At 51.2% G+C, this 23,599-nt stretch carries 23 protein-coding genes; 12 read left to right on the top strand and 11 right to left on the bottom strand.

Translation table 11 applies throughout. The annotated features are described in order from the left end of the window. Window positions 1-157: 157 nt before the first annotated feature. The 3 genes from ABIE64_RS08175 to rpsI all read left to right on the top strand — a co-directional run bounded on the left by ABIE64_RS08175 (window position 158) and on the right by rpsI (window position 1,729). Complete coding sequence (locus ABIE64_RS08175) at window positions 158-616, top strand: PaaI family thioesterase (protein WP_354377099.1); 459 nt, start codon at window positions 158-160, stop codon at window positions 614-616. A 160-nt stretch (window positions 617-776) separates the two neighbouring features. Then, on the top strand, window positions 777-1,244 hold the full coding sequence (rplM, locus tag ABIE64_RS08170; protein WP_007091636.1) for a 50S ribosomal protein L13: 468 nt from the start codon (window positions 777-779) through the stop codon (window positions 1,242-1,244). Beyond that, window positions 1,244-1,729, top strand: coding sequence for a 30S ribosomal protein S9 (gene rpsI / locus ABIE64_RS08165; RefSeq protein WP_007091635.1), 486 nt, complete (start codon window positions 1,244-1,246; stop codon window positions 1,727-1,729). The genes rplM and rpsI overlap by 1 nt, the downstream gene beginning before the upstream one ends. Before the next feature lie 179 nt (window positions 1,730-1,908). On the opposite strand, the gene ABIE64_RS08160 is transcribed toward rpsI, so the two are convergent. Beyond that, window positions 1,909-3,072: an alpha-hydroxy acid oxidase gene (locus ABIE64_RS08160; RefSeq protein ID WP_354377098.1), complete on the bottom strand. Its 1,164-nt coding sequence runs from the start codon at window positions 3,070-3,072 to the stop codon at window positions 1,909-1,911. Window positions 3,073-3,459: 387 nt separating this feature from the next. Here ABIE64_RS08160 and ABIE64_RS08155 point away from each other — a divergent pair, with 387 nt between their 5' ends. Continuing rightward, window positions 3,460-4,320 carry a GNAT family N-acetyltransferase gene (locus tag ABIE64_RS08155; RefSeq protein ID WP_071241397.1) on the top strand — a complete coding sequence of 287 codons (861 nt, stop codon included), beginning with the start codon at window positions 3,460-3,462 and terminating at the stop codon, window positions 4,318-4,320. A gap of 89 nt (window positions 4,321-4,409) precedes the next feature. Here ABIE64_RS08155 and ABIE64_RS08150 read toward each other — a convergent pair whose 3' ends face one another. The 8 genes from ABIE64_RS08150 to ABIE64_RS08115 form a co-directional block, all read right to left on the bottom strand. Next, window positions 4,410-5,768, bottom strand: coding sequence for a glycosyltransferase family protein (locus tag ABIE64_RS08150; RefSeq protein ID WP_071241396.1), 1,359 nt, complete (start codon window positions 5,766-5,768; stop codon window positions 4,410-4,412). 38 nt (window positions 5,769-5,806) lie between these two features. After that, window positions 5,807-6,907 (bottom strand): DegT/DnrJ/EryC1/StrS family aminotransferase, encoded by a 1,101-nt coding sequence (locus tag ABIE64_RS08145; protein WP_063093393.1) that lies wholly within the window; start codon window positions 6,905-6,907, stop codon window positions 5,807-5,809. Continuing rightward, window positions 6,904-7,317 (bottom strand): sugar 3,4-ketoisomerase, encoded by a 414-nt coding sequence (locus ABIE64_RS08140; protein ID WP_063093394.1) that lies wholly within the window; start codon window positions 7,315-7,317, stop codon window positions 6,904-6,906. The genes ABIE64_RS08145 and ABIE64_RS08140 overlap by 4 nt, the downstream gene beginning before the upstream one ends. Window positions 7,318-7,424: 107 nt before the next feature. After that, a complete protein-coding gene (locus tag ABIE64_RS08135; RefSeq protein WP_354377097.1) occupies window positions 7,425-8,093 on the bottom strand; it encodes an HAD family hydrolase in 669 nt (222 codons plus the stop codon). Then, window positions 8,077-9,765 carry a thiamine pyrophosphate-binding protein gene (locus ABIE64_RS08130; protein ID WP_354377096.1) on the bottom strand — a complete coding sequence of 563 codons (1,689 nt, stop codon included), beginning with the start codon at window positions 9,763-9,765 and terminating at the stop codon, window positions 8,077-8,079. Before ABIE64_RS08130 ends, ABIE64_RS08135 begins: the two co-directional genes overlap by 17 nt. Beyond that, complete coding sequence (locus ABIE64_RS08125; protein ID WP_063093397.1) at window positions 9,762-10,835, bottom strand: ATP-grasp domain-containing protein; 1,074 nt, start codon at window positions 10,833-10,835, stop codon at window positions 9,762-9,764. The genes ABIE64_RS08130 and ABIE64_RS08125 overlap by 4 nt, the downstream gene beginning before the upstream one ends. Next, window positions 10,832-11,776, bottom strand: a complete 945-nt coding sequence (locus ABIE64_RS08120) for a glycoside hydrolase family protein (RefSeq protein WP_063093398.1) — start codon at window positions 11,774-11,776, stop codon at window positions 10,832-10,834. The genes ABIE64_RS08125 and ABIE64_RS08120 overlap by 4 nt, the downstream gene beginning before the upstream one ends. Before the next feature lie 59 nt (window positions 11,777-11,835). Continuing rightward, entirely contained in the window at window positions 11,836-12,537 is a 702-nt protein-coding gene (locus ABIE64_RS08115) for a class I SAM-dependent methyltransferase (RefSeq protein ID WP_354377095.1), read from the bottom strand. A 103-nt stretch (window positions 12,538-12,640) separates the two neighbouring features. On the opposite strand from ABIE64_RS08115, the gene ABIE64_RS08110 reads away from it, so the two are divergent. From ABIE64_RS08110 to argC, 4 genes are all read left to right on the top strand, one after another. Further along, complete coding sequence (locus tag ABIE64_RS08110; protein WP_354377094.1) at window positions 12,641-13,624, top strand: GNAT family N-acetyltransferase; 984 nt, start codon at window positions 12,641-12,643, stop codon at window positions 13,622-13,624. A gap of 72 nt (window positions 13,625-13,696) precedes the next feature. Next, the gene (locus tag ABIE64_RS08105; protein WP_354377093.1) at window positions 13,697-14,554 is read left to right on the top strand and encodes a CgeB family protein; all 858 of its coding nucleotides are present in this window, start codon (window positions 13,697-13,699) and stop codon (window positions 14,552-14,554) included. Between the two features lie 11 nt (window positions 14,555-14,565). Further along, complete coding sequence (locus ABIE64_RS08100; RefSeq protein WP_354377092.1) at window positions 14,566-15,912, top strand: hypothetical protein; 1,347 nt, start codon at window positions 14,566-14,568, stop codon at window positions 15,910-15,912. A gap of 173 nt (window positions 15,913-16,085) precedes the next feature. Continuing rightward, window positions 16,086-17,132 carry an N-acetyl-gamma-glutamyl-phosphate reductase gene (gene argC / locus ABIE64_RS08095; protein WP_354377091.1) on the top strand — a complete coding sequence of 349 codons (1,047 nt, stop codon included), beginning with the start codon at window positions 16,086-16,088 and terminating at the stop codon, window positions 17,130-17,132. A 63-nt stretch (window positions 17,133-17,195) separates the two neighbouring features. Here argC and ABIE64_RS08090 read toward each other — a convergent pair whose 3' ends face one another. Continuing rightward, window positions 17,196-18,602, bottom strand: a complete 1,407-nt coding sequence (locus ABIE64_RS08090; RefSeq protein ID WP_354377090.1) for an aminotransferase-like domain-containing protein — start codon at window positions 18,600-18,602, stop codon at window positions 17,196-17,198. Between the two features lie 109 nt (window positions 18,603-18,711). Between ABIE64_RS08090 and ABIE64_RS08085 the strand changes: the two genes are divergently transcribed. Next, window positions 18,712-19,587: a DMT family transporter gene (locus tag ABIE64_RS08085; protein WP_354377089.1), complete on the top strand. Its 876-nt coding sequence runs from the start codon at window positions 18,712-18,714 to the stop codon at window positions 19,585-19,587. A gap of 14 nt (window positions 19,588-19,601) precedes the next feature. Here the strand turns inward: ABIE64_RS08085 and ABIE64_RS08080 are convergent, their stop codons facing one another. Continuing rightward, window positions 19,602-20,396, bottom strand: coding sequence for a substrate-binding periplasmic protein (locus ABIE64_RS08080; protein WP_354377088.1), 795 nt, complete (start codon window positions 20,394-20,396; stop codon window positions 19,602-19,604). Window positions 20,397-20,598: 202 nt separating this feature from the next. Here ABIE64_RS08080 and ABIE64_RS08075 point away from each other — a divergent pair, with 202 nt between their 5' ends. From ABIE64_RS08075 to ABIE64_RS08065, 3 genes are all read left to right on the top strand, one after another. Continuing rightward, window positions 20,599-21,132 carry a gamma carbonic anhydrase family protein gene (locus ABIE64_RS08075; protein ID WP_354377087.1) on the top strand — a complete coding sequence of 178 codons (534 nt, stop codon included), beginning with the start codon at window positions 20,599-20,601 and terminating at the stop codon, window positions 21,130-21,132. Window positions 21,133-21,262: 130 nt separating this feature from the next. Then, the gene (locus ABIE64_RS08070) at window positions 21,263-22,162 is read left to right on the top strand and encodes a DMT family transporter (protein WP_071241385.1); all 900 of its coding nucleotides are present in this window, start codon (window positions 21,263-21,265) and stop codon (window positions 22,160-22,162) included. Between the two features lie 136 nt (window positions 22,163-22,298). After that, window positions 22,299-23,597, top strand: a complete 1,299-nt coding sequence (locus ABIE64_RS08065) for a cytochrome-c peroxidase (protein ID WP_247643642.1) — start codon at window positions 22,299-22,301, stop codon at window positions 23,595-23,597. Window positions 23,598-23,599: the final 2 nt, after the last annotated feature.

Raw genomic sequence — 23,599 nt, 5'->3', positions numbered from 1 at the left:
GAGAGGGGATTTTCAGGGGCGTTTCTATGCGGCACCGGTTGTGATCATCAAGGGGGCTGGTTTGAAAATATTGACGTTAACGTAAACGTTATGTCAGGCTGTGTGCAAAGGGAACAGCGCCACCAAAGGCAAGGGTGGCGACAGGGAGGAACCCGCAATGACAGCCATGCCACCCCGCACGGGCATAACACCTGCTGATTTTGATGTGATCATGCGCGAGAAAGTTCCGTTCGTCGGGGACATGAACGTACGAACCGAAGAACTTTCGGGGGGGCGTGCCTTGTTGCGCCTGCCATTCAATGAACGGCACATCCGGCCGGGCAATGTGATTTGTGGCCCGGCAATCTTTGGATTGGCCGATATTGCGCTTTATGCGGTGGCGTGGCTTGTGGTACCCAAGGCTGATCTGGCGGTGACGACCGAGGCGACGGTGCATTTCCTCTCCGGGGCAAAGCCGGGTGATTTGCTGGCGGAGGCGAAAATCCTCAAGGCTGGGAAGCGTCTTCTGATTGCGGAATGCCATATCCGGTCGGCTGTTGACGATGCACTTTGTGCACATGTCATCGGGACCTATGCGATGCCGCCCGAAAACGGAGCAGAGCCGAAACCGGTATGAAAATGATGAAAATCAGTGTGGTAAAATAATACCTATTGATTTAAGTCGTTGAAATTCAACGAAATATTCCTGTTGCTTTCCTGTTTAATGCTGGCATACTGCGCCGACTTTCAACGAGGGGCGATTCCCTCCGTGGAACCCAGTTTTCGAGTATTAAATTATGAAAACCTTCACTGCGACACCGAGTGACATCGAGCGCAAATGGTTTGTAGTCGACGCAGAAGACGTCGTACTCGGCCGTCTTGCTGCCGTTGTTGCCAACCGTCTTCGTGGTAAACACAAAGCGATGTTTACCCCGCACATGGATTGTGGCGATCACATCGTCATCGTCAATGCCGAAAAAGTCAAACTGACCGGCCGTAAACTTCAGAATAAGAAGTTCTACTGGCACACCGGTTATCCGGGCGGCATCAAAGAACGCACCATGGACAAGCTGCTGAATGGCGAGCATCCGGAACGTGTGATCATCAAAGCTGTCGAGCGTATGATGTCCCGTGGTCCGCTGCGCAGCCAGGTTCTTTCCAAGCTGCACGTCTATGCCGGTACCGAGCATCCGCATGATGCACAGAAGCCGGAAGTTCTCGATCTTGCCGCAATGAACGACAAGAATAAGCGGAGTGCTAAGTAATGGCCGACACCAAAACTCTTGAAGATCTCAAAGATCTGGCACAGGGCGGTGAAGCTGCTGCTGCAGAAGGCACCCTGCCGGAACCGAAGATCGACGCACAGGGCCGTTCCTATGCAACCGGTCGTCGTAAGAACGCAATTGCACGCGTCTGGATCAAACCGGGCTCGGGTAAAGTTACCGTCAATGGCCGCGAATTCGAAGATTACTTCGCACGTCCGGTTCTGCGCATGGTGATCAACCAGCCGTTCGGCGTTGCCAATCGTAAAGATCAGTTCGACGTCGTTTGCACCGTTACCGGTGGTGGTCTTTCCGGTCAGGCGGGTGCCGTTCGTCACGGTATCTCGCGCGCGCTGACCCTGTTTGAGCCGGCACTGCGTCCGTCGCTCAAGGCAGGCGGCTTCCTGACCCGTGACTCCCGTGCAGTCGAACGTAAAAAATACGGTCGCGCCAAAGCACGTCGTAGCTTCCAGTTCTCGAAACGTTAAGTCGTTTTCGGGCAGCAGGCTCGCGATTTTATTGGAAAAGCGTCACCTTCGGGTGGCGCTTTTTCTTTTTGCGGGTGTTGCTTTGTCTGCGGGCAAAGCCAACAAAAAAAACGGCGTCTTCGCGAAGGAAAGACGCCGTTTTTTGTTTCGCGTTTAAAGACTGAGCAGTCTCTGTCGCGTTATTGCCAGCGATCCGAGAAATCGCGCGGGATCATCAGAATATCGCGATCCACCTTGGTCACGTCAGTATGGCCGCAAAGCGCCATGGAAACTTCAAGTTCCTTGTGAATGATCTCAAGCGCCTTGGTCACACCGGCTTCGCCCATTGCACCCAGACCATAAACATAAGCGCGCCCGATATAGGTGCCCTTGGCACCCAGTGCCAGTGCCTTCAGCACATCTTGGCCGGAACGGATCCCGCTATCCAGATGGACCTCGATCTTGTCACCGACGGCATCCATGATGGCTGGCAATGCGCGGATTGACGACAAGGCACCATCAAGCTGGCGTCCGCCATGGTTGGAAACAATGATGGCATCTGCGCCAACGTTAAGGGCTTCCAGGGCATCACGCGGATCAATGATCCCCTTGATGATCAAGGGCCCATCCCACATTTTGCGGAACTCGCGAATACGGTCCCAATCAAGTGATTCATCGAACGCTTCGGCGGTCCAGGTGCTCAGTGAAGAGGGGTCGGCAACCCCCTTGGCATGGCCGACGATGTTACCAAAGAAGCGGCGCTTGGTGCCAAGCATACCCAGCCCCCACTGCACCTTTGTCATCATGTTGGCGACCGATTTGACGGTCAGCTTGGGCGGGGCGGAAAGGCCGTTCTTCAAATCCTTGTGGCGTTGCCCGAGCATCTGAAGATCCACCGTGATGACCGCGGCCGAGCACTTGGCTGCTTTCGCCCGGTCAAAAAGCCGCTTCATGAAATCGTCGTCTTTGAGTGTGTAAACCTGTAACCAGAAGGGCTTGGATGTGTTCTCGGCAACATCTTCGATCGAACAGATTGACATGGTCGACAATGTGTAAGGGACGCCGAACTTCTCCGCCGCACGGGCAGCCTTGATTTCGCCGTCTGCACATTGCATGCCGGTCAGTCCGACCGGGGCAAGGGCGACAGGCATGGCGACATCCTGACCGATCATCCGGCTTTTGGTCGAGCGCCCGGCCATGTCGATCGCGACCCGCTGACGCAGGTGAATATCCTGAAAGTCGGTGGTGTTTTCACGGAATGTCTGCTCGGTCCAGCTTCCGGATTCTGCGTAATCGTAAAACATGCGCGGTGCGCGACGTTTATAGATGCGTTTCAGGTCTTCGACGCAGGTAATCACTGGCATGAGGTCAACTCCGAATAAAATGCGCTCGGTAATGGTAATACCAGTTTCGGAGGTTATCGCAAACCGAATTGAAAATCAGCTTCTTGTAGGGCCCAAATTGTTTCCGTATTCCGGAATCAGGGTGATGTTGTGGTCGGAAAAGAATTTTAAAAAGAAGGATCGAAAATTCGAAAGGTTGTGATAATAACAATCCATCGAAGAGATATTTTTTGAATTTAAGGTGACATCCGATGGTTGGAACAATGCGACGAGCTTTCAAGACATAATTGTTTGAACCTCTGTTGGATTACCTTGCGATAAGTGAAGGGCCGCTGATGGAGCGGTCTTTTTTTATGCCAATTCGGAAGGTTGGCAATTACCTGAAGCCCAAAGAAAGGGACCCCCGATATGCAGTACAGAAAGCTGCACGACACCGATTTTGATGCCGCAACCGCATTCCTTGCCAAACATGCTGCGACTTGCATGGTGCTGCGCGGGAACCTGCGAGCTGCCGGTATCGAGCGACGTCGTCACCCGCTTTCTGGGAACTGGTTCGGGGAAGTTGCCCCTGATGGTGGCATCAGCGCGATTGTCGCGCAGTTTGGCAATGGTAAGGTGTTTGTTGAGGTTGGCGATCAGAAGGCTATCCCCAAGGGGTTGACTGCGGCGTTTATTGCCGATCCACTCAAGCCGGTTTCTGGTGTGTTTGGTGATGCCGACGCAGCGCAGGATATGCTGTGCCAGTTGGGGCTTGAGGACGCGGCCTACGCGATCAACGTATCGGATGTGCTTTACGAGCTTGATCTCAGCAATTTGATCGTGCCACAAAATGCACGCGCTGACGATTTTCAGATGGTCGATGCGGAAAAGATTGACCGCAATACCCTGTTGCGCTGGTTGCGCGCCTACGAGATCGAGGCATTGGGGGCAGAAGACACACCAAGCCTTGATAGTAAAATTGCTTCGCGCCTTGTCCATGCACTTGATGCAAGAACAATGTGGGGCCTGATCGTTGATGGCAAGAGCGTGTCGCTTTCAGGCTTCAACGCGATCGTGCCCGACATGGTGCAAGTCGGCCCCGTCTGGACCCCGCCAGAGGAGCGCTCCAACGGTTATGCCCGTATTCTTGTTGCCAAAACGCTTTTGGCTGTGCGGGCGAGGGGCGTTAAACGTGCTATTCTGTCAACCGATAGTGACCCGGCCGCGAAGGCCTATGAAGCGCTTGGGTTTGAGAAGGTCGGGCGGTATCGGTTGGCGTTGTTGAAGTGAGTATTGATGTGTTCAGCGAGCCTGCTTCGGAATGCATCAAGTAAGCTTTGCATGTTAGGACTAAAACACATGCCAAAGTGTTTCGGTTGCTATTGCTGCTTCGGTGAATTGATTTTGATGAACGGCGGAACGTAGAAGCGTTCTGATGATAACCATTGCTTTTGATAGAAAGTGAGGTCGATCTCATCAGCTTGAAAATCAAAGGGGACTTGCAATCGCCCCCCCGCGATGGTCGATTCAAGACGGTCCGCACATGTCTTTAGCGAAAACGTTTTACGAATGAACTCAGCTCGCTCCTGCAACTTTTTTATGTTCGGCCCGTCTTTTCTAAAGTGTTGTATTCGATCAATTAGTTCTGTTGTTGAGGCGGACAGGTAGTCGTCGCCGAACATGCCTCCCTTCGCTTTGCACCCAAAGATCGGGAGACACAGAAGCATCGCATTGGTAACTGACGTTCCTCCGCCTTCGGGGAAGCTGTCAATGTAAGCCTTGGCATTCCTCATCTGACGAATGGTAGCATCCCTGGTTTGTGTGCCGAGGATCTCCAAATTTCTTTTTGCCTTATCAGACAGCTTACTGAAGGGGGTGGCGTTACCCACTCCAATAATTTTAAGTTTTTCATCAAGTTTTCCACAAAGTTCTTCAACGAAATCTACGAAGATTGTGGAATTATCCAGATGATATTTGTGGGCGCCGCCGACAGTAATGAAGTAGTTGCCGGTAACTTTGTCTTCAGTTGGCTCATTACTGACATTCAGATCCGTACATGGAATTCCAAGAAAAGATTGGCTTTTGGGATGACGGAATGCTTGCGTTGATAACCAACTTCCTGCCGAGATTTCGAGTACGGTAGAGCATTGAGACGGCCCGTAACTGAAATGAATATCTGCATGGTTTACAAACAGACACGGTATCCCCTCGCGTTCTGCAAATATTGCTGCGCAACATGCGACGATGTCATCTGGATGGATGTGTAATACGACCGCCTTGCTCTGCAAAAACAAGTTCGTCAGGCTATTGAGCTTCTCTAGGTGTGAGCCGCTGCAGATGTGCGTAGCAATACCCGACTGCTTGATATCTGATGCTACATTCGGCGTGACATTTCGCGTGATCGCAAGTTGTACGTGCTCGCCTCGCTGAGCTTGCTCTTTTGCGAGGTTAACACACAGGGGGGTATGACCACCGACGTCGTACCCTTCGGACAGTACATGGGTTATCGCTCCCTTTGTAACTGTTTTACCGTTCGTCGTGATTGCGGAGGAAACTTTGTGAAATACGTGTCTTTCGACCTCCGGACATGCCCATCTACTGGTTGTATTCAGCCAGTGAAACTTCCCGTAATGTTCGGCCAGATTGAATAGCTGGTTTAAATCTTCACTTTTTTCTATAGCTTGTAGAAGTACACCATCAATCTTGATTGCGAGTTGTTCTTTAGCTGGGCCGTGCATTCAACTTGCTTTCTCTTTCGGGGGTCCAATAAGCTTTTCTAGCCGAGAAAATCAAGGACGTGGTCCGCGACAATATTTGCGTCCGTTTTGGACATATGTGGTCCCATCGGTAGGCTCAGGACCTCTTGCGCCATCTGATTGGCAATTGGATAGCTCGTAGCGGCAATTCGTAGTTCTGAATATGCTTCTTGACGGTAGGGCGGAATTGGGTAGTGAATTAGGGTACCTATCTGATTGGCTGCAAGGGCTTTTTGCAGTCGATCCCGCTTTGGATGCCTTATGACAAACAGATGCCATGCATGACCACAGTTTGCGGGGCTGGTTGGGAGAACAAGTTCGGTATCTCTGAGTTTATCAAAATAAACATTCGCAATATCCTTACGGCGCGCATTCCAAGTGTCGAGGTACTTAAGCTTGACCTGTAGCATTGCAGCCTGAAGTGGGTCTAACCGACTGTTCATTCCTTTAAGCTGGTTCTGGTATTTGACCGCAGAGCCATAGTTTCGAATTAACTTTAGTTTGTGTTCGATCTTCTTTGAATTGGTTGTGATGGCGCCACCATCTCCGAAAGCTCCCAGATTTTTTCCTGGATAGAAGCTCCAGCAGACTGCATCTCCGTGGCTGCCAATCTTTTTGTTATTGTAAGTCGCGCCATGAGCTTGAGCTGCGTCTTCAATTAGAAAGATAGAGTTTCTTTTGCAGAACTGTTGTATCCCAACAATATCGGCAGGAAGCCCATATAGGTGTACTGCTATGACAGCACGCGTCCTGGGAGTTAGTGCGCTGCCAAGCTGTTCAGCACTCAGATTAAACGTTCGCTGATCGGGCTCGACTGCTACTGGCACAGCACCGACAGCGGACACAGCCAGCCAGGTCGCAATAAAGGTATGTGAGGGAACAATAACCTCGTCGCCTGGGCCTATGTCTAATGCCTTTAGGCTAAGCACCAACGCGTCAAGTCCACTTGCCACGCCAACACAGAAACGTGCTTCACAATATGTTGCAAAGTCACGTTCAAAATTCTCGACAAACTCGCCAAGTATATAAATGCCTGAATCCATAACCGTCTGATACGCTTGGTCGAGCTCTTCCTTGATCTCCAGGTAGCTAGCTCTGGGGTCCAAAAAGGCAACAGTCATTCGTTGCTCCATCGGGCACGCATGAATTCAGCGTAATCGCGATGATAATCTTCCTCGCGATAAACACTCGATGCGAGTACCATGCAGACAGACCCAGAGGAAAAGTTGTCGAGTTCACGCCAAATCATAGGGCAGATATAAAGGCCATAATAGGAGCGATTGAGATGGTAAGTTTTCTTATCTTTTCCGTCGTCAATGGTGATGTCAAAGCTACCTGACATTGCAACTATAAGTTGATGAAGGTTTTTATGGGCATGGCCGCCACGGACTCCACCTCCTGGAACGTCATAAAGATAATAAACGCGCGCTATATCGAAGGGGATATGGTGAGTTCCCTCAACAAAGGTCAGGCTGCCTTGATCGCTGGATATTTTTGGTAGTTCGATGATTTTGCACCCATCAATCGACATCGAAAGGGCCCCGTGGCTGTCTGTAAAACGCTTCAACTCCAACACAGTAGCACATTCTTTTGGGAGAATATAACGCTCAGTTTTCGCTTTTGTGTTTGGCAGAAGGTTTAGTTGGTTAGGTGTTTGCGTAGGAGCAGTTGTTCCCAGAGAGAAGCATCAAACATCGATACGGACGGAATAATGGCATCTGGAGAGCACGCTTCAAAGGCCGATTTAAGAGTGTGACCGGTTTCTACAGCTACGGTTAAGATATCTAGTGCTTTGCCCGTACAGATATCTTCGCAGGTATCCCCGACGATAATGTCGGCTGCGCGTGGGACTGTGCGCGACTTTATTGCTTCTTCCTTGCTCGATTTTGCGAGCGTGACGATTACATTTTTGAAAAACCTGCTCCAACCCAGATCTGCTAACTGTTTTTCCACGCCGATGGAGGACTGACGAGCAGTGACCAGATGCAAATCTGAGTAAGTCGATAACTTCGATAAAAAGTTCTCGGCGCCCGGGAGGGGACAGTCTAGTGCCAAAAGCTCGGGATTTTCGATCTCTGATAGCCATCCGGCTTTGAAGTTTGTGACTTGCCGAGGGTTTAACCGAAGAATATCCGTCAGCAGGGATTCTTGAGTCAGTCCGGTATTCTTGAGGTCCCAGTATTCTGAGAACGAAATTTTTCGGCTTGTTGGATTGAGTTCACTGAAGAGTCTGTACAGACGTTTGCTCGGATCAATCAACGTACCGTCAAAATCAACATAGAGGTTTTTGTCAGATGGAAGCGTCATTTATTCGCTCTGCCTCAAAAAACTCTGCTTCGTCGTATCTGTTTGACAGTTTTGAGTCGAATGCAATCTCGAGTTCAATTATGTAGGGCTTATGGTCGGCTAGAGACTCTTTGAGAGTGGAAATTTCATCGAGAGTCTTGATGCAGACATATTCGATACCGTACGCCGTCGCTACTGCATTTAAATCGACGCATTGAAACTCATCTCGATTGGAGCCGTAGTAATGATTGTTGTAATATCGAGACTGAACCTCTCTCATCATTCCTAGCGTATTATTATTAAATACTAGGCACTTGATGGGGAGTTTGCGGTGTCCAATGAACATCAACTCTTGGATGTTCATTTGTAATCCTCCATCACCAGTAAAGCAAATAACCTGCTTGTCCGGATGAGCTATTTGGGCCCCAATAGCGCAGGGAAGCGAAAATCCCATACTTCCCAGTCCGGAGGAATTTAGGATGCGCTGCTCCCCGCGGGATCTGAAACCTTGAGCGACCCACATTTGGTTGTGACCAACATCAGAAGTGATTATCGCATTATGGCTTATAATATCGGACAGTTTTTCGACTGCTTTAACGGGGTCGAGACCCACGGTGTTAAGGTAAGCATTTTTCTTATATTTTTTTTCCCACTCTTGGATTATCGCATGCCAATGAGAAAAGTCAGGAAATGAAAAACCGGCACACTCAGAGTTTATGTTTTGCAGGAAGTGCTTCAAGTGTGATTTTACGGTTATTTCTTCTTTAAAAATTCGATGAAGCTCATTTTCGTCTATGTCGACATGAACAACCTTAGCGCCACTGTATTTGGACGGGTCTTTTCCTACTTGCCGTTGCCCAAAACGCGCTCCTAGGGCGATGATAAGATCGGAATTCTGAATTGCCATATTGGCATAAGTATTTCCGTGAAGCCCCGCGAAACCATAGTTTTCTTCAACACTGTCCAAGCCCATTAGGGTAGCTATAACTGGTATACCCGACAGTTTTGCAAATTCTCGTACTTCTGTGTGGGCTTTTGCTGTTCGAATGCCACCTCCGACCAAAATTGTAGGACGTATAGAACCGGCAATCAGTTTTTTGATTTGGGGGATTTTTAGGTCAGGAATGCTCAGGGCTGGAGGGGTAAATCCGTGAAGGCTCTCAGGTACTATTTCTGCAAACTGAACATCTATAGGGATATCGAGAAGCACAGCACCAGGGCGACCGGATACCGAAAGATGATAAGCTTTTTCCAGCTCAAACCTGATTTCTTGTGGATTGTCGATAAGTTTGGCGTATTTTGTGATCGGCTTTACAATTGCAGTAATGTTAAGATCTTGAAAGCCATTTTGGCGTGCGTTTCCCTTTGTGAGTATATTGCTACGGTAATCTTGGCCAGTGATAAACAGTGTCGGGGTTGAATCCAGATAGGCATTGGCAATACCTGTAACCAGATTGGTGGCGCCTGGGCCAGAAGTTGCCAAAGCGACACCGACAGTATCGGTTACTCGACCATACGCATCGGCCGCAAAAGAAGATGCTTGTTCATGGTAGTTTTGAATATACACGATCTGTCCGGTTGCGACCATTTCGTCAAGCATCTTCAGAATGGCGCCACCAGAGTATCCAAAAACATGCCTTACATTTTTGGAAACGAGGAATTCAGCAATATATTTTGCGACATTCATTTTCATGGGGCCTCGTTGAGCAAAGCGCGAATTTCTGCTGCTGTCGTCAGAAGCGGGGCGCGATCCATAGCCCTTAACCAAAGCAATCCATCAGGAAGAGGATTCCGCATCTTGGCCTCTTTGGGAGGAAGGCGATTGTACAGTACGATGTCTTTCAGGATCGCAGGCATATTGAGGCCGGCTTCTGCGAAGAACTGAATCGTGGTAAAAAAACGAGAAATATTGATCTCTGTAGGGTTCGGGACGCCATTCTTATCGTAAGTCATATCGACACCATATATACCATGAGGCGTCTTACTTACGGCCCGAACGGCATTTTTTCCTATTTCCTCAACTTCGGGATCAGAACAGGTTTCACCAATTTTCGTAACCCCGGTTACCCCTGAAGGACTAAGGGAACTGTGGGCCCAGCCTTTGCGCCGCCTTGATTGGGAAACGACCAGATCGCCATCTTTCCAGATTGATAGCCAAGTCACTGTTTGGCTTGTTAACAGTTCTGCTGCAGAAAAATGTCCCCAACCATCATACCGCTCAATCCATTCGATTGCTTCATTTAAGTCGTTGGTGGGAAAGGCACCTTTTCCTCCGCCACCAATTTCAGTAGAGCGAAGCCAGATTGTGCCTTCTTCGTCGCCTAAATTTTCTAGTGCGACTTTTAAGTCTTGCGGAGTGTTAATTAGTATATTTTCTGGGACCACTAAGCCATGACTTTTGAATTTTTCCCAAGACTTGAATTTGTGAACGCAAGTATCAATCGTTTCAAAATCAGGGACCAGCATTCTTACGCCGGTGGCTTCAATCTCGTCACGAAATTTAAGCGCGGTCCAAAGCTCTAAGTCATGTTGAAAATGAATCATATCGGGCTTAAGTGCCGCGAGTGTTGCAAGAAATTTAGTCTTGTAATCAGGATGTTGTGAGTGTGGTATCAAGTAACGAACGTCGGCATCACACATCACTAGGTCGATTGGATCAGAGCCAAACCCGATGATTTGTTCGCCGCTGTTGGCCATGCGCAAACAATTTATAACCCCGTTAGCCTGAGCGCTTCCTGCACCTGTGATAATAATTTTTTTCATTGTTCTTGAGTGTCCGATACGAGTTCGGCATAACCCATGCCATCCATACCGTAATGATTTCCACAGTAGAACAGATAGACCTTATCTTTGAATTGGAAGCGCTCGGCAAAAGCAATCATTTCGCTATCCCAACCTGAGTTGGACACATCAATACCGATCTCCTCGTCTCTTCTTTCAAAATCGATACCATTTTTTGAGATCGCATATCCAAGACGATACCCCTGCGAAAGGCTCCGAATTGAGTATATGATGTGGTGCAAGTCGGCTTCTTTCCATAGTGTGCATTTCGCAATTCCATGTTCATCGCGACTTTTGAACGTTAAAGAAGTTTTTCCGGGCGACCGAGGCCATTCCGTTGGGCTGTTGGAGGATAGGTATTTCAGGTCATAAAGCGGAAGCTTTTTGCCGTTGCTGTTGATCCAGCCGTCTTCAGTATCGGCAGTATACCACATACGGTAAGTTCCACCTTCTTTTAGCACGAAGGGAGCACACCGAGTTGACTTCTCTCCTGTCGTGCGATCAAGCATTGGTGAATGCGAACTGATTTTGCGGAAAGACTTGCCGTTGTCATCACTTACAGCTACGCCAGCAAAAATCATGTAGGGGACTTTTACGCATAGTTGATATCCAGAGTAATAAAGGAACAGCTTATTGCCATCCTCTAGAATGGAAGCGGTTACGACGCCATTGTCATCAAAGGCACCGTCGGCACCAATATCAAGAACGGGTTGTTGGCTGTAATCAAGAATCTCAGAAGGATTGCTTGGAGATACATCGACATAACCAATTCTGCCGACATTGTTTTCGTCGCACATGGTGACGAAAATGCGAAGTCGGTCGTCATTGATCAGATGAGGTACCGGAACCATGGTGTTGCGTTGGTACCAAGGTAAATTAAACGTCTTATTGTTGCAGATGAGACCTTTCTTTAACCACTGCATCCAAGATTCCATTCAATTTGAAGTGATTTTTGCATTTTCGCACATGCCTATGATCAGCATTAAGTTTTGGTGCAGACGACTAGCCATAGGTGAACTGCGTCGCCCCAAAAATCATCTTTGGCGCTACCAATGGAAATATCCTTAAACCCATGCGTCAAGTAACTTCGGACTTCGTCTTCGGTTTTGAACTGCTTCATCAATGTGCCAACACGAACGCCGTATGGGTCTTCGGTGATCCTCATATGGCCTTCCCCAGTATCAATCGCATTTCTCATGATGAACGTGCTGGGCATAGGCAGGGAATGAATGAAAAGCCCGCCGGGTTTTAAAACGCGGTGGATCTCTGCGAGATTATCCTCGTACTTGTTCCCTTCATCCATGTAGTACGATGAGCTACTAGCGACGATACAGTCGAAGAAGGAGTTCGCGAACGGAATTGAAGTATTGCGTCCAACCCGGGCGTCGACGCTGATGCCTTTTCTCTGATAGAGCCGTTCTGTGATCAGCTTGCATATGGATTCGGTGATCTCGGTGCCATAAAGCTCCATACCAAGATCATGAAGCAACTGAAAGTTGCGGCCATCGCCAAAGCCTAAGTCCAGAACTTTTTTGCCCCGGAGAAGTTTGTGGTCGATTTTGAGTTTTTCGTAGGTCCCCAAGAAGGCTCTCACCAGAAACTCCGACGGATACACGTCTACCTCGGATGCTTTATAATGCCCGGTATAGTCTGTTTTCTTCGTGCTACTGGGAGAATAGCTCATCGCATCGGTCCTTATTTGGCGGATCAGGGTGTTTGTTCAAAACTTTAGCATGCGAAGTCTGCCGAAACATTCTAAGTTTGCGTGAGATTTGAACCAGCGTTAAATGATTGGTGCAAAAGTGATACAGAGTTCGGGCAATAACAGAGTTCATATAGTTCGATATGACGGTAGCTCAGCGGAAGCTTGGCGCTCAATAGTTGTTGTTGCCGACAACGGTCACTTTATGTTTGACTGGGCCTATATGGACTATCACGAAGATCGCTTTGATGACTGCTCTTTCCTCGTGTACCGGGATCAGCATCTAATTGGGGTTGTTCCGGGAAATATTCGAGGTGAGGCGTGGTGTAGTCATGGCGGTTTGACCTTTGGTGGTCTGTTGCTGTTGCCCAAGTTCAACAGAATATCAGTCGTTAAAGAAGTGTATGATATGCTGTTTTCCACTCTGCTCGGGCAGGGCGTTAAGGCGGCCTTCGTTAAACCAGTTCCATGGATTTATCATCGAGTACCCGCAGAGGGCGAAATTTATGCTCTTAACGCGATTGCTGATGCGAGGTGTTTGACTGAAGTTACGACAACTGTGGATTTGAAGGCAGATGCAAAGCCGTCGAGCCTGAGGCTGCGTGGTCGCAAACGCGCTTTGAAAGCTGGATTCTCAGTAGTTCAAAGTAATGATTTCTCGTCGTTCTGGAAAATTTTAAGCGCTCGGTTGCAAGAAAAGTATGAGCGAATGCCCGTGCATTCCTGTGAAGAGATCATCCTTTTGGCGGCTCGGTTTCCAAAGCAAATAAAACTGTTCTTGGTTAACGACGATCAGGGAATTCCACAAGGTGGTACCGTGATTTTTGAGACTGAGACTGTTGCGCATGCCCAGTATATTTCGGCGACCCCTGACGGAATGAATAACGGGGCTTTGGACCTGTTGTTTCTTGAGGTCATTGAACAGTATCGAAGTATTGGAAAACGGTACTTTGACTTCGGAATTTCAACGGAAAATGATGGGAAGTACCTGAACGAACAGCTTGCATCGTTCAAGGAGGGCTTTGGCGGGCGCAGTGTGGTGCACCACAAGTTTGAAATCGGCCTTTAATTTAAAATTGATGTATCGCTGTCACCGTTGGCGGAAATCGTTCGCTTCTGCAAACAGAAAAGATTTTTGATTATGACTCCCCAAAGACTCTACAACATCTGTATCGTTCAGCCTCCTGGTTACATTCATTCGCTGGCGTTTGCAGAGTTGGCAGAGCTTCTGATGTATTCGATCCGCGATGCCGGGCGTCCGGCGCAGATCCAGACCAATCAGTTTGTGCAAGGGGCGGTTAACGTTATTGTCGGGGCGCATTTGCTTGGTGTGTCGGCTCTGCGTGCTGTGCCGGAGGGGACGATTATTCTCAATACCGAACAGCTGACCGGGGTTGCAGAAAAATGGCGGGAGCAACTTACGGGCTGGTTTGAGTCAGGTCTTGAAATCTGGGATTACAGCCCGGCCAATATCGATGTCATCAAGGCTCTGGGGGCCGAGAAGGTCCGCCACTTGCCGATTGGCTTCCAGAGGGAACTCCAGCGCATTGATATCAGTGTCGAACAGGACATTGATGTTCTGTTTTATGGTTCAATCAATGAGCGTCGGCGCGAAATCCTGAAAGAGATCGAAGGCAGGGGGCTTAACCTCAAGGTGTTGATGGGGGTTTACGGCAAGGAACGGGATCAGTGGATCGCGCGATCCAAAGTCATCCTGAACCATCATTTCTATGAGAGTCAGATTTTTGAAATCGTGCGCGTGTCCTACCTTTTGACCAACGCCAAGGCCGTGGTGGCGGAAGTAAACCCCGAAACGGTGATTGATGACCGGTTCCGCAAGGGGGTTGTCGATGTCCCATATGCCGGTTTGGTGGACGCCGTATGTGACCTGGTTCAAGATACGACCAAGCGCAAGGCACTGCAGCGTCGTGCATTGAACAGTGTCATCAAATATCCGCAGGTTGATTTCACCAAACCACTTCTGGAATTCACTCATTAAGGCTGATCACCATGGCCAGAGCACTCACGCGTCTGAAAGTTACAGCGTGCCGTGCCAGTGCAGTGTTCGCGCTTGTGTGTGTCACTGTATTTTTATCATTGCGTCCAACATCTGCGCAGGATCTGTCGCAAGTCCTCTATCGCTTTGAGAACCGCGCGCTGACATTGGGCCGTTATGGCGCAGTGGCGGTGTTTCAGGAACGGCTTTTTAGTCAGGCGGCGAACTGTGCGGGCAAATCGGCCGGCAGCTATGGCGCGCCGGACGGCATTGTCGGTGCAAAGACACGACAGGCGATCATTGATCTGCAGACTTGCCTGAATGCGTCGGTGCGTGCTGCGTTGGGGGCCGAGAGTTACGGAGCCATTACGGTCGGGCTTTGGCGATTGATGATGCCAGCCCAAATGCCGCCGCCCGATGCCATTACCCGTGCCAATCATCTGACCTTCGCACTGGAAGGCACGGATTACGACGCGATCCAGTTCAATTTCTGCCAGTCGCGCAACCCGAGGAGCGGCAAGCGATATCTGGAAGGGGATCCGTGGTGTTATACTAACGATCCCAATGCCTATCTGACCTGGGGGCCGCGCGGGGCGACCGCCGGGGCAGGGGCGGAAATCCAGCAGATTGTCTTTGCCGCCGAACGGGCCAATCCCGGATTGCTCAATGCCGTCTTTGGCCCGCATACGGATGCGATGCACCGGTTGGCGCTGGGCAATAATCAAAGTGCGTTTGATATCCTGTGTGCGATCTGGATCGATCCGAAACGTCGGGCCGATTTCACCGAAAGGTTCGCACGATATGGTGCATTGCCCGAAGTGCAGCGTGCCTATCGCCGCGTTTATGATGCAGCCAATGCCGATGGCGGAAAAATCGCCCGGTTTTTCAAGATTTATGCTGCGCTAAAGCCTGTTATCGGTCGTGATCCGACGGAAATTGATCTGGCTTATTTTATCGACATGGCGACACATGGCATGGCCCCGCCCGGCAATGTTTCCGATCTGTCGTCAAAGATGGTCAGGTTTGCCAGCCGGACGCGCAAGGTGCCAAGCCCGGGAGAATTGCGCCGCCAGCTTGCCGCGTGGTTGCCATCCCAGCACAAATATAACGACCGGATCGCACGTGATGCGATTTTCCTGATTGATGATCCGGAAATCACATTGTCCGATACCCATCGCCGTATCTGGCAACAGCGATCGGGCTTGAAAGCCAGCGATTTTGGTCTTTCGGATCATCGATATGTTGCTGATTATCCGGTGGCAGCACCGACGGGTTTTGAGAAAATCGAACGGTTTTATACTGTTCTGCCTGAGGATAAGCGCGCTTGTCCGGCCAATGTGCGCAAATCCCGACGTCCGTAAAAGGCAACTTTTCCCTGTGATGCATGTCATCCCTGCATGGGGCATGATCGCGCAATGCAGGGGAAATACCGCCTAAGGGCTTGCATCTCCGGGGCTTGTTTGCCAACATCCGCCCGTTGATCGCGCCCGGTGACCATAAAGGTCTGGGCGAGCCTAAAGGAGCAGGATTTGAAATGAGCGACGTTAAGGTCAAAGTCGGAATTCTCGGTGCCAGCGGATATACCGGGGCGGAACTGGTTCGTATTCTTGCGCACCATGCCGCTTCTGAAATCACCCTGCTGACCGCAGACCGACGCGCCGGGCGTCCGTTCGGGGAGGTTTTCCCGCATCTTGCCCATCTGAAATTGCCGACCATGATCCGGATCGAGGATGCCGACTGGTCGATGGTTGATGTCATTTTCTGTGCGCTGCCGCATGGCACGACGCAGGAAGTGATTGCCGGGTTGCCTGATCATGTCAAAGTTGTCGATCTGTCGGCGGATTTCCGGTTGTTTGATGCCGCGACCTACAAGGAATGGTACGGGGCGGAACATGCCGCACAGGATTTGCAGAAAGAGGTCGTTTATGGCCTGACTGAACTGCACCGTGAAAAGATCAAAAAGGCGCGTGTGGTGGCCAATCCGGGATGTTATCCAACCCCGGTGCAGCTTTCGCTGACACCGCTTCTGGAACAGAAGCTGGTGCATGCCGATGACATCATCATTGATGCGAAATCCGGTGTCACCGGTGCGGGCCGTTCGCCCAAGGAAGGCATTCTGTATGCCGAGGTCACCGAAGGCATTCATGCCTATGGCACCGGCGGGCACCGCCATGCGCCAGAAATCGAGCAGGGCCTTGCCTGGGCCGCAGGGCAGGATGTCGTGGTGAACTTTTCCCCGCACCTGATGCCGATGAGCCGCGGTATCCTTGAAAGCATCTATGTCAAAATGACCGATGGCACGACGGTCGAAGACATTCAGGCCGCCCTTGAAAAACGTTATGCCGATGAGCCGTTCGTTCGGGTCCTGCCGTTTGGCGTAACCCCGCAGACACGTCACGTACGTGGATCGAACTATGTTCTGATCGGGGTGGTCAAGGATCGTGTGCCGGGCCGCGTGATCATTGTGGCGGTCGAAGACAACCTTGTTAAAGGGGCATCTGGCCAAGCTGTCCAGAACATGAATGTCATGCTGGGCCTGCCGGAAACCATGGGGCTCGAGATCGAGCCGCTGTTCCCGTAATCCGGTATCGGATCGTCAAAACAGAAAAAAATGGGGCGCTGTCCAAAAGGATTGCGCCCCTTTTTATTTTTCAAGCGCGCGTTCAAGCACCCTGAAGATGCGTTCATTCTGACATTGGGCGACGTTAAAGCGCATCAGGTTTCCAGCTGTTTGCGAGATGCTGAAAACATTTCCGGGGGCAAGAACCACACCATCGGAAAGCGCGTTTCGGGCCAGGGTTGCCGCATCCATGTGATCGGGCAAGCGGCACCATAAAAACAGACCAGCATCGGGATTGATTGCCGGTGTGATGCCAAGGTTGCGAAGCCGGGTTTCTGTGATGGTCATCGTGCGTGCCAGTCTATCGCGCAGGGTTTCCATATATTTGCGATAGGTGCCGTCCTTGAGAACCGCAAAAATCAGTTCGGCGGATAAATTCGGACTGGAAAAACCGGTTGCGATTTTAAGATCGGTCAGACCGTCGATCCAGTCCGCAGAGGCTGCGATATATCCGCATCGAACCGACGCCGAGAGGGTTTTGGAAAAGCTGCCGATATGGATTACGCGATCTAGCCCGCCCAGTGCGGCCAGCCGCGGGGCAGGGGTGTTTTCGAAATCGGCAAAGATATCATCTTCGATGATGATCAGGTCGTGCTGTTCGGCGATGTTCAAAACCCGATGCGCAACCATTGGCGAAAGTGACGCACCGGTCGGGTTGTGCAAGCCGGAATTGGTAATGTAAAGGCGCGGTTTCGTTGTTACGGCTATCCGGGCAAAGGCACCCACATCCGGGCCATTTTCGGTAAAGGGGACGCCAACGATATTGGCGCGATGCGCGCGCAAGAGTGCCTGAAAATTGAAATAACACGGATCATCAACCAAAACCGTATCGCCCGGTGCGATCAAAAAACGGCACAGCATGTCGATTGCCTGGGTTCCTGACTCTGTCAGAAGCAGATGGTCGGGATGGGCATCAATGCCGTAACCCGCCATGCGACGCGACAGGAAATGACGCAAGGATGCCAGGCCAAGCGGAGTTCCGTAATCGACCAGTGTGGCGTCATCGGCGCGCGACAGTTTGCGCAAGGCGCGCCTGATTGCGGTTTCGGGCATCCAGTCCGCCGGAAGCCAGCCGCAACCGGGTTTTAGCATATCGGGGCGCGCATCAAGCGACTGTCGTGAGACCCAGAACGGATCAATCGCCCGGTCCAGTTTCGGTCCGATCCGGGCGATTGAAAGCGGGGCGGTATGAGGGGCGACATAAAACCCCGATCCGCGTCTGGCCTGAATAACGCCTTCGGCCACCAGTCGATCATAGGCTTCGACAACCGTCGAATTCGACACCTTCATTTGACGGGCAAAGCCACGGATGGATGGCAGACGATCCCCCGCAAGCAGGTTGCGCGTGCCAATCCGGTCGCGAATGACATTCATGACGCGGGTGACAAGTGTTCCGTCATCGGGTTGTTTTGATGCCCCGTCAGGTGCCACTGTATTGCTCCTGTAATCAGTACAGTTTGTTCAAATTGTATTTTATTGTGTCTGTTCGATTCGATGCTGGCAAGCCATAGATAAACCTTCGCACATGACGGAGGTTTTGATGGCAATTGCAGTTCAAAGATCAAGTGGCGGCTGGATCAGCGGGTTGATCGGTATCCTGATTTTCAGCGGATCGCTGCCTGCGACCCGGATTGCTGTCATGGATTTCGATCCGCTGTTTCTTACGGTGGCGCGTGCAACGATTGCCGGACTGCTTGCCGCGACTTTGCTTCTGATATCGCGGCCAAACCGTCCACAGAAATCAGACTGGATGTCGTTACTGGTGGTTGCCGGTGGGGTGGTTGTCGGGTTTCCGTTGTTAACGGCCCTTGCGCTTGAACATATCACGTCAGCACGATCAATTGTCTTCATCGGTTTGCTGCCTTTGGCGACAGCGATTTTTGGCGTCTTGCGCGGTGGTGAAAGGCCACAACCCGTATTCTGGCTGTTTTCGATTGTCGGTAGCGGCTTGGTCGCCGGATTTGCCGCCACGGGAAGCAGTGCCGGGGCGTTACGCGGTGATCTTTTTATGCTTGGCGCGGTTATCGTTTGCGGGCTTGGCTATGCCGAGGGTGCAAAACTGTCGCGCCGTCTTGGTGGATGGCAGGTGATCTGCTGGGCGTTGGTGATATCGCTTTTGCCGATGGCGGCATTCTGCGTTGCGACCTTGCCAGATAGCTTTGCCGGAGTTGGCGGTCCTGCATGGTTTGGTCTTGGTTATGTTTCTCTGTTCAGCATGCTGATCGGTTTTTTCTTCTGGTATCGGGGACTGGCGCTTGGCGGCATTGCCGGGGTCGGGCAATTGCAATTGTTGCAGCCGTTCTTTGGTCTGCTTTTGGCGGGAATGGTCTTGGCGGAACCTGTTGGCGTGACCATGATGGCGGTCACCGTCGGGGTCGTTGCCTGTGTTGCCGGGGCAAAGCGGTTTTCCCGATAAGACGACGGCTTTATTCATTCGCTGTGGATTGGTTTGCCTGCATCCGCTGCATCGTCACTGGCAGGCCAGTAACGTGCATGTACCCTGGCAATAAAACCCTCTTCGCGCAGGTCGGTGATGATTTTCGATATCTGGTCTGTCTGGCTCATTAGCGGGGAATTGCGCGATACCGCAATGTGGATGTCGTTGTGATGGTCCGGGCGAAATGCGGCCTTGCGGATGATATCATCAAGGTTGTTGCGCCGGATTTCAAAATCGACATTGGCATCAGACCCGACAATGGTATCGACGCGATTTGCCTCAAGCATACGCAGAAGCAGCATTTCGCTGCTGGCTTCGAATTTGTTCAGCGATCTATCGCTATCGAATGGTTCGAAATAGCGGGAATCAACGACTGATCCGACTGCAAGCGTTTTAAGATCGGTATATTGCGCGATGTGCGTATTTTTGCCTTGCCGGACATAGAAAACCGGGCTGACGCGGCTATAGGGTGGTTTGATGTAAAACGCGAATTTTTCGCGTTCGGCGGTGTAGGCAAAGCTTGAAAGAATATCGATATTGCCATATTCAAGCATTTTAAGACATCGCCGCCACGGGCAGGGATGTAGCGACAGAGCCTTGTCCATGCGATGGGACAGTTCTGTCAGGATCGCCATGTCGATCCCGTGTCGTCCTGTTTCATCGTCGATCACGAATGGTTCCCAGATCGAAAATGCCACGCGCAATTCGCTTGAGCTTGGCCCGGTGGACTGCGCGTACGCATCGCCATTCGTAAGGATTGTGCCGCAAAACGCCGTTGCCGCCATCATTATCATGATGCTGGCGCGACGGAAGCCTGCAAAGAGGGAAAAATACTGAATTGCGTGCATCTTCACGATTTGAATGAGAACGGGGTTTCCATATCCACATGTTAGAATTTAAACTGCCAAATCAAGATGCCGCTATTTTCCCGGTAACGGGCAAGTGCAGTGCCAGTGAAAACCGATCCCAGAAGTGAAAGGTCGTTAGACCATGATCCTGTCCTATCGCGGGGTACGCCCGACTATTGACGAGACGGCCTTTATCGCGCCGAATGCGACCATCATTGGCGATGTTGAAATCGGGGCGGAAACCGGGATCTGGTTTGGCTGCGTCATTCGTGGTGACGTGCATGAAATTCGTATCGGATCGCGGACCAATATTCAGGACCTGACCATGGTGCATGTCGCCAAGGGAAAGTTTGGAACCTATATCGGCGACGATGTTACTATTGGCCATTCCGCCGTCATCCATGCCTGCACACTTGAAGACAGAAGTTTCGTCGGCATGAGTGCCACGGTCATGGATGGTTGCGTGATCGAGCAGGGCGCAATGCTGGGGGCGGGGGCGCTTTTGGCACCCGGAAAACGCATTCCGGCGGGGGAACTTTGGGCAGGTGTCCCGGCACGCAAGGTGCGAGATCTGACGCAGGAAGAAATCGAGTTTTTCAAAGTATCTGCGGATCGTTATGCCGATCTTGCGCAGGAATATCGTGTGACAATTCCCGAGGACCTGAAATCTGAGTAACAATCGCGATTGTCAAACGCAGAGGATCTTCTTGCCTGTGGCAGGACGCTACGATAGCAAGTAATTCAGAAAAACCATATGAACAGGCCGCGCGCCACCACGCCCGGCGATCAGGAAACGGAACCGGGAAATGACGCGTTGGCAGGCGAACGGTGTAATCGTCTTTGTTGCCCTTATTTGGGGTACGACTTTTGTCGTCCAGCAAACCAGCATGGACAATATTGGCCCGCAATATTTTACCGGTGTGCGGTTCCTTTTGGGGACGTTTGTGGTGCTGCCGTTTGCGCTGCGTGAATTGCGCAAAATGAAGCGCGAAGGACGGACGCTTTCGAGGGTCAACACGCTTGGCCTTATCGTTACCGGCGTTTCAATGTATCTGGCCAGCATCCTGCAACAGATCGGCATCATGGATACGACCGTGACCAATGCTGCGTTTCTGACGGCGTTTTATGTGCCTCTGGTACCGGTACTGGCTTTCGCTGTTTTCCGGGCAAAGCCGCATTGGTCGGTTTGGCCGGGCGGAATAATGTGCGTTTTGGGTACATATCTTCTGAGTGGCGGGAACCTGTCGGCACTTGGTAAAGGTGACTTCTGGGTGATGGGAAGTGCGCTGTTCTGGGCTGTTCAGGTGGTGATGATCGGTATAATGGTGACGCGCACAAATACCCCCGCGCTGGTCGCTGCCGTTCAGTTCTTTATTACCGGTCTGCTTGGCATGGCGATGGGCGGCATGTTCGAGACTTTCAGCTTTGCCGATATCCAGAATGCCGGATTTGAAATTCTTTATGCCGGGATCATGTCGGCCGGGATCGCCTTTACCCTGCAGGCGGTGGCGCAGAATTATACCGAAGCAGCAGATGCCGCGATCATCATGAGTGCCGAGGCGGTATTTGCCGCAATTGCCGGGGCGTTTTTCTTGGGCGAGCGGTTGGCACCCGCCGAATATGCCGGATGCGGTGTTATCCTTGCCGCGATCATTGGGGTGCAGTTGTTGCCGATGATGGGGCGTCGGCCCAAAGTTGCCATTTGATCAATATCGGGGGTTTCATCGCCCCGAATTAAAGGACGGTAACCATTGACCTTTATCAAGGCAGGGTGCAATTAAGGTATTGTAAGTGATTATTGGTCGCGATCATGCGGCCACCAGTGAATACCGGATATCGAACATGCCTGTCTTGTCGCGCGTTTCCAGCATGCCCCTTCGCGGGTTTCTTCACCTTGGTTGTGCGTTTGCAACTACGATGCTGATGATTGGTGCCGGTGGTGTCGGGATTACCAGTGCAAAGGCGCAAAATGGCCTTGGCGCGCCGAATTCGTCCGCGGCCTTGCTGGCGGAACTGGCAAGCAATACGTCTTCGTTTGCAGATAAAGCGGCACTGGGCGAAGCACTTTATTTCGATACCAACCTGTCAAAAAACCGGACGCAGGCCTGTGCGAGTTGTCATGAACCGACAACTGGGTTCCGTGATCCGCGTTCCGAAATCGCCCATGGGGCCTATTCGCTTGGCGATGATGGTGCATCGCTTGGCGACCGCAATGCGCCGATGGCGGCATATGCGAAGTTCGCACCCGATTTCCATTTCAAAGAAGACGGCACGCCGGTTGGCGGGCAGTTCTGGGATGGGCGTGCGAAGGATTTGGCCGAGCAGGCCGGTGGGCCGCCGCTTAACCCGGTTGAAATGGGCATGCCTGACAAGGCAACCGTTGTCGCGCGCCTTCAGGAAGATGAAGATTACGTCGAAAGCTTCAAGTCATTGTTTGGTGACGATGTCTGGAGCGATACGAACCGTGCTTATGCTGCAATGACCGATGCGATTGCCGCGTTCGAACGCACCGATCAGTTCGCACCCTTTGATTCAAAATATGATCGTTTCCTGCGCGGGGAATACAAAATGACGCCGCAGGAAGAATTGGGGCGTGTGCTTTTCTTCTCGCAGCAATTCACCAACTGCAATGTCTGCCATCAGCTTAAATCGTCGCCGACGGCAGAGGGCGAGACATTCACAAATTACGAATATCATAACATCGGCGTCCCCAGAAACGTTGCCGTGCGGTTGGAAAATGCCAAGGACCCGGATTTTACCGACAATGGATTGCTTGATAATCCGGCAATTGATGATCCGGCCCATAAGGGCAAGTACAAAACGCCGTCGCTGCGCAATGTCGCCGTCACCGGACCGTATATGCATAACGGTGTGTTTTCCGATTTGCGCACGGTGATCAAGTTTTACAACAAATATAACAGTCGCGCGAAATCGGCCCAGTTGAATCCGGAAACCAAACAGCCGTGGGGCGATGCCGAAGTCCCCGAGACCCTTTCCCTTAAAGAGCTGGAGCAGGGGGACGCCCTTGATACCAAGCGCATAGATGCGCTGGTCGCGTTCCTTAAAACACTGACCGACGCCCGTTACGAGCCGCTTCTGGCCGAGCAGGAAGAAGTCGCAGCCAGGGCCAAGAAGAAATAGGA

This window comes from Thalassospira sp. MBR-102 (genome assembly GCF_040549275.1).
GTDB classification, from domain to species: Bacteria; Pseudomonadota; Alphaproteobacteria; order Rhodospirillales; family Thalassospiraceae; genus Thalassospira; species Thalassospira xiamenensis.
The sequence above is the reverse complement of the archived record's forward strand: the minus strand, read 5'-3'. Positions and strand labels throughout refer to the sequence as shown.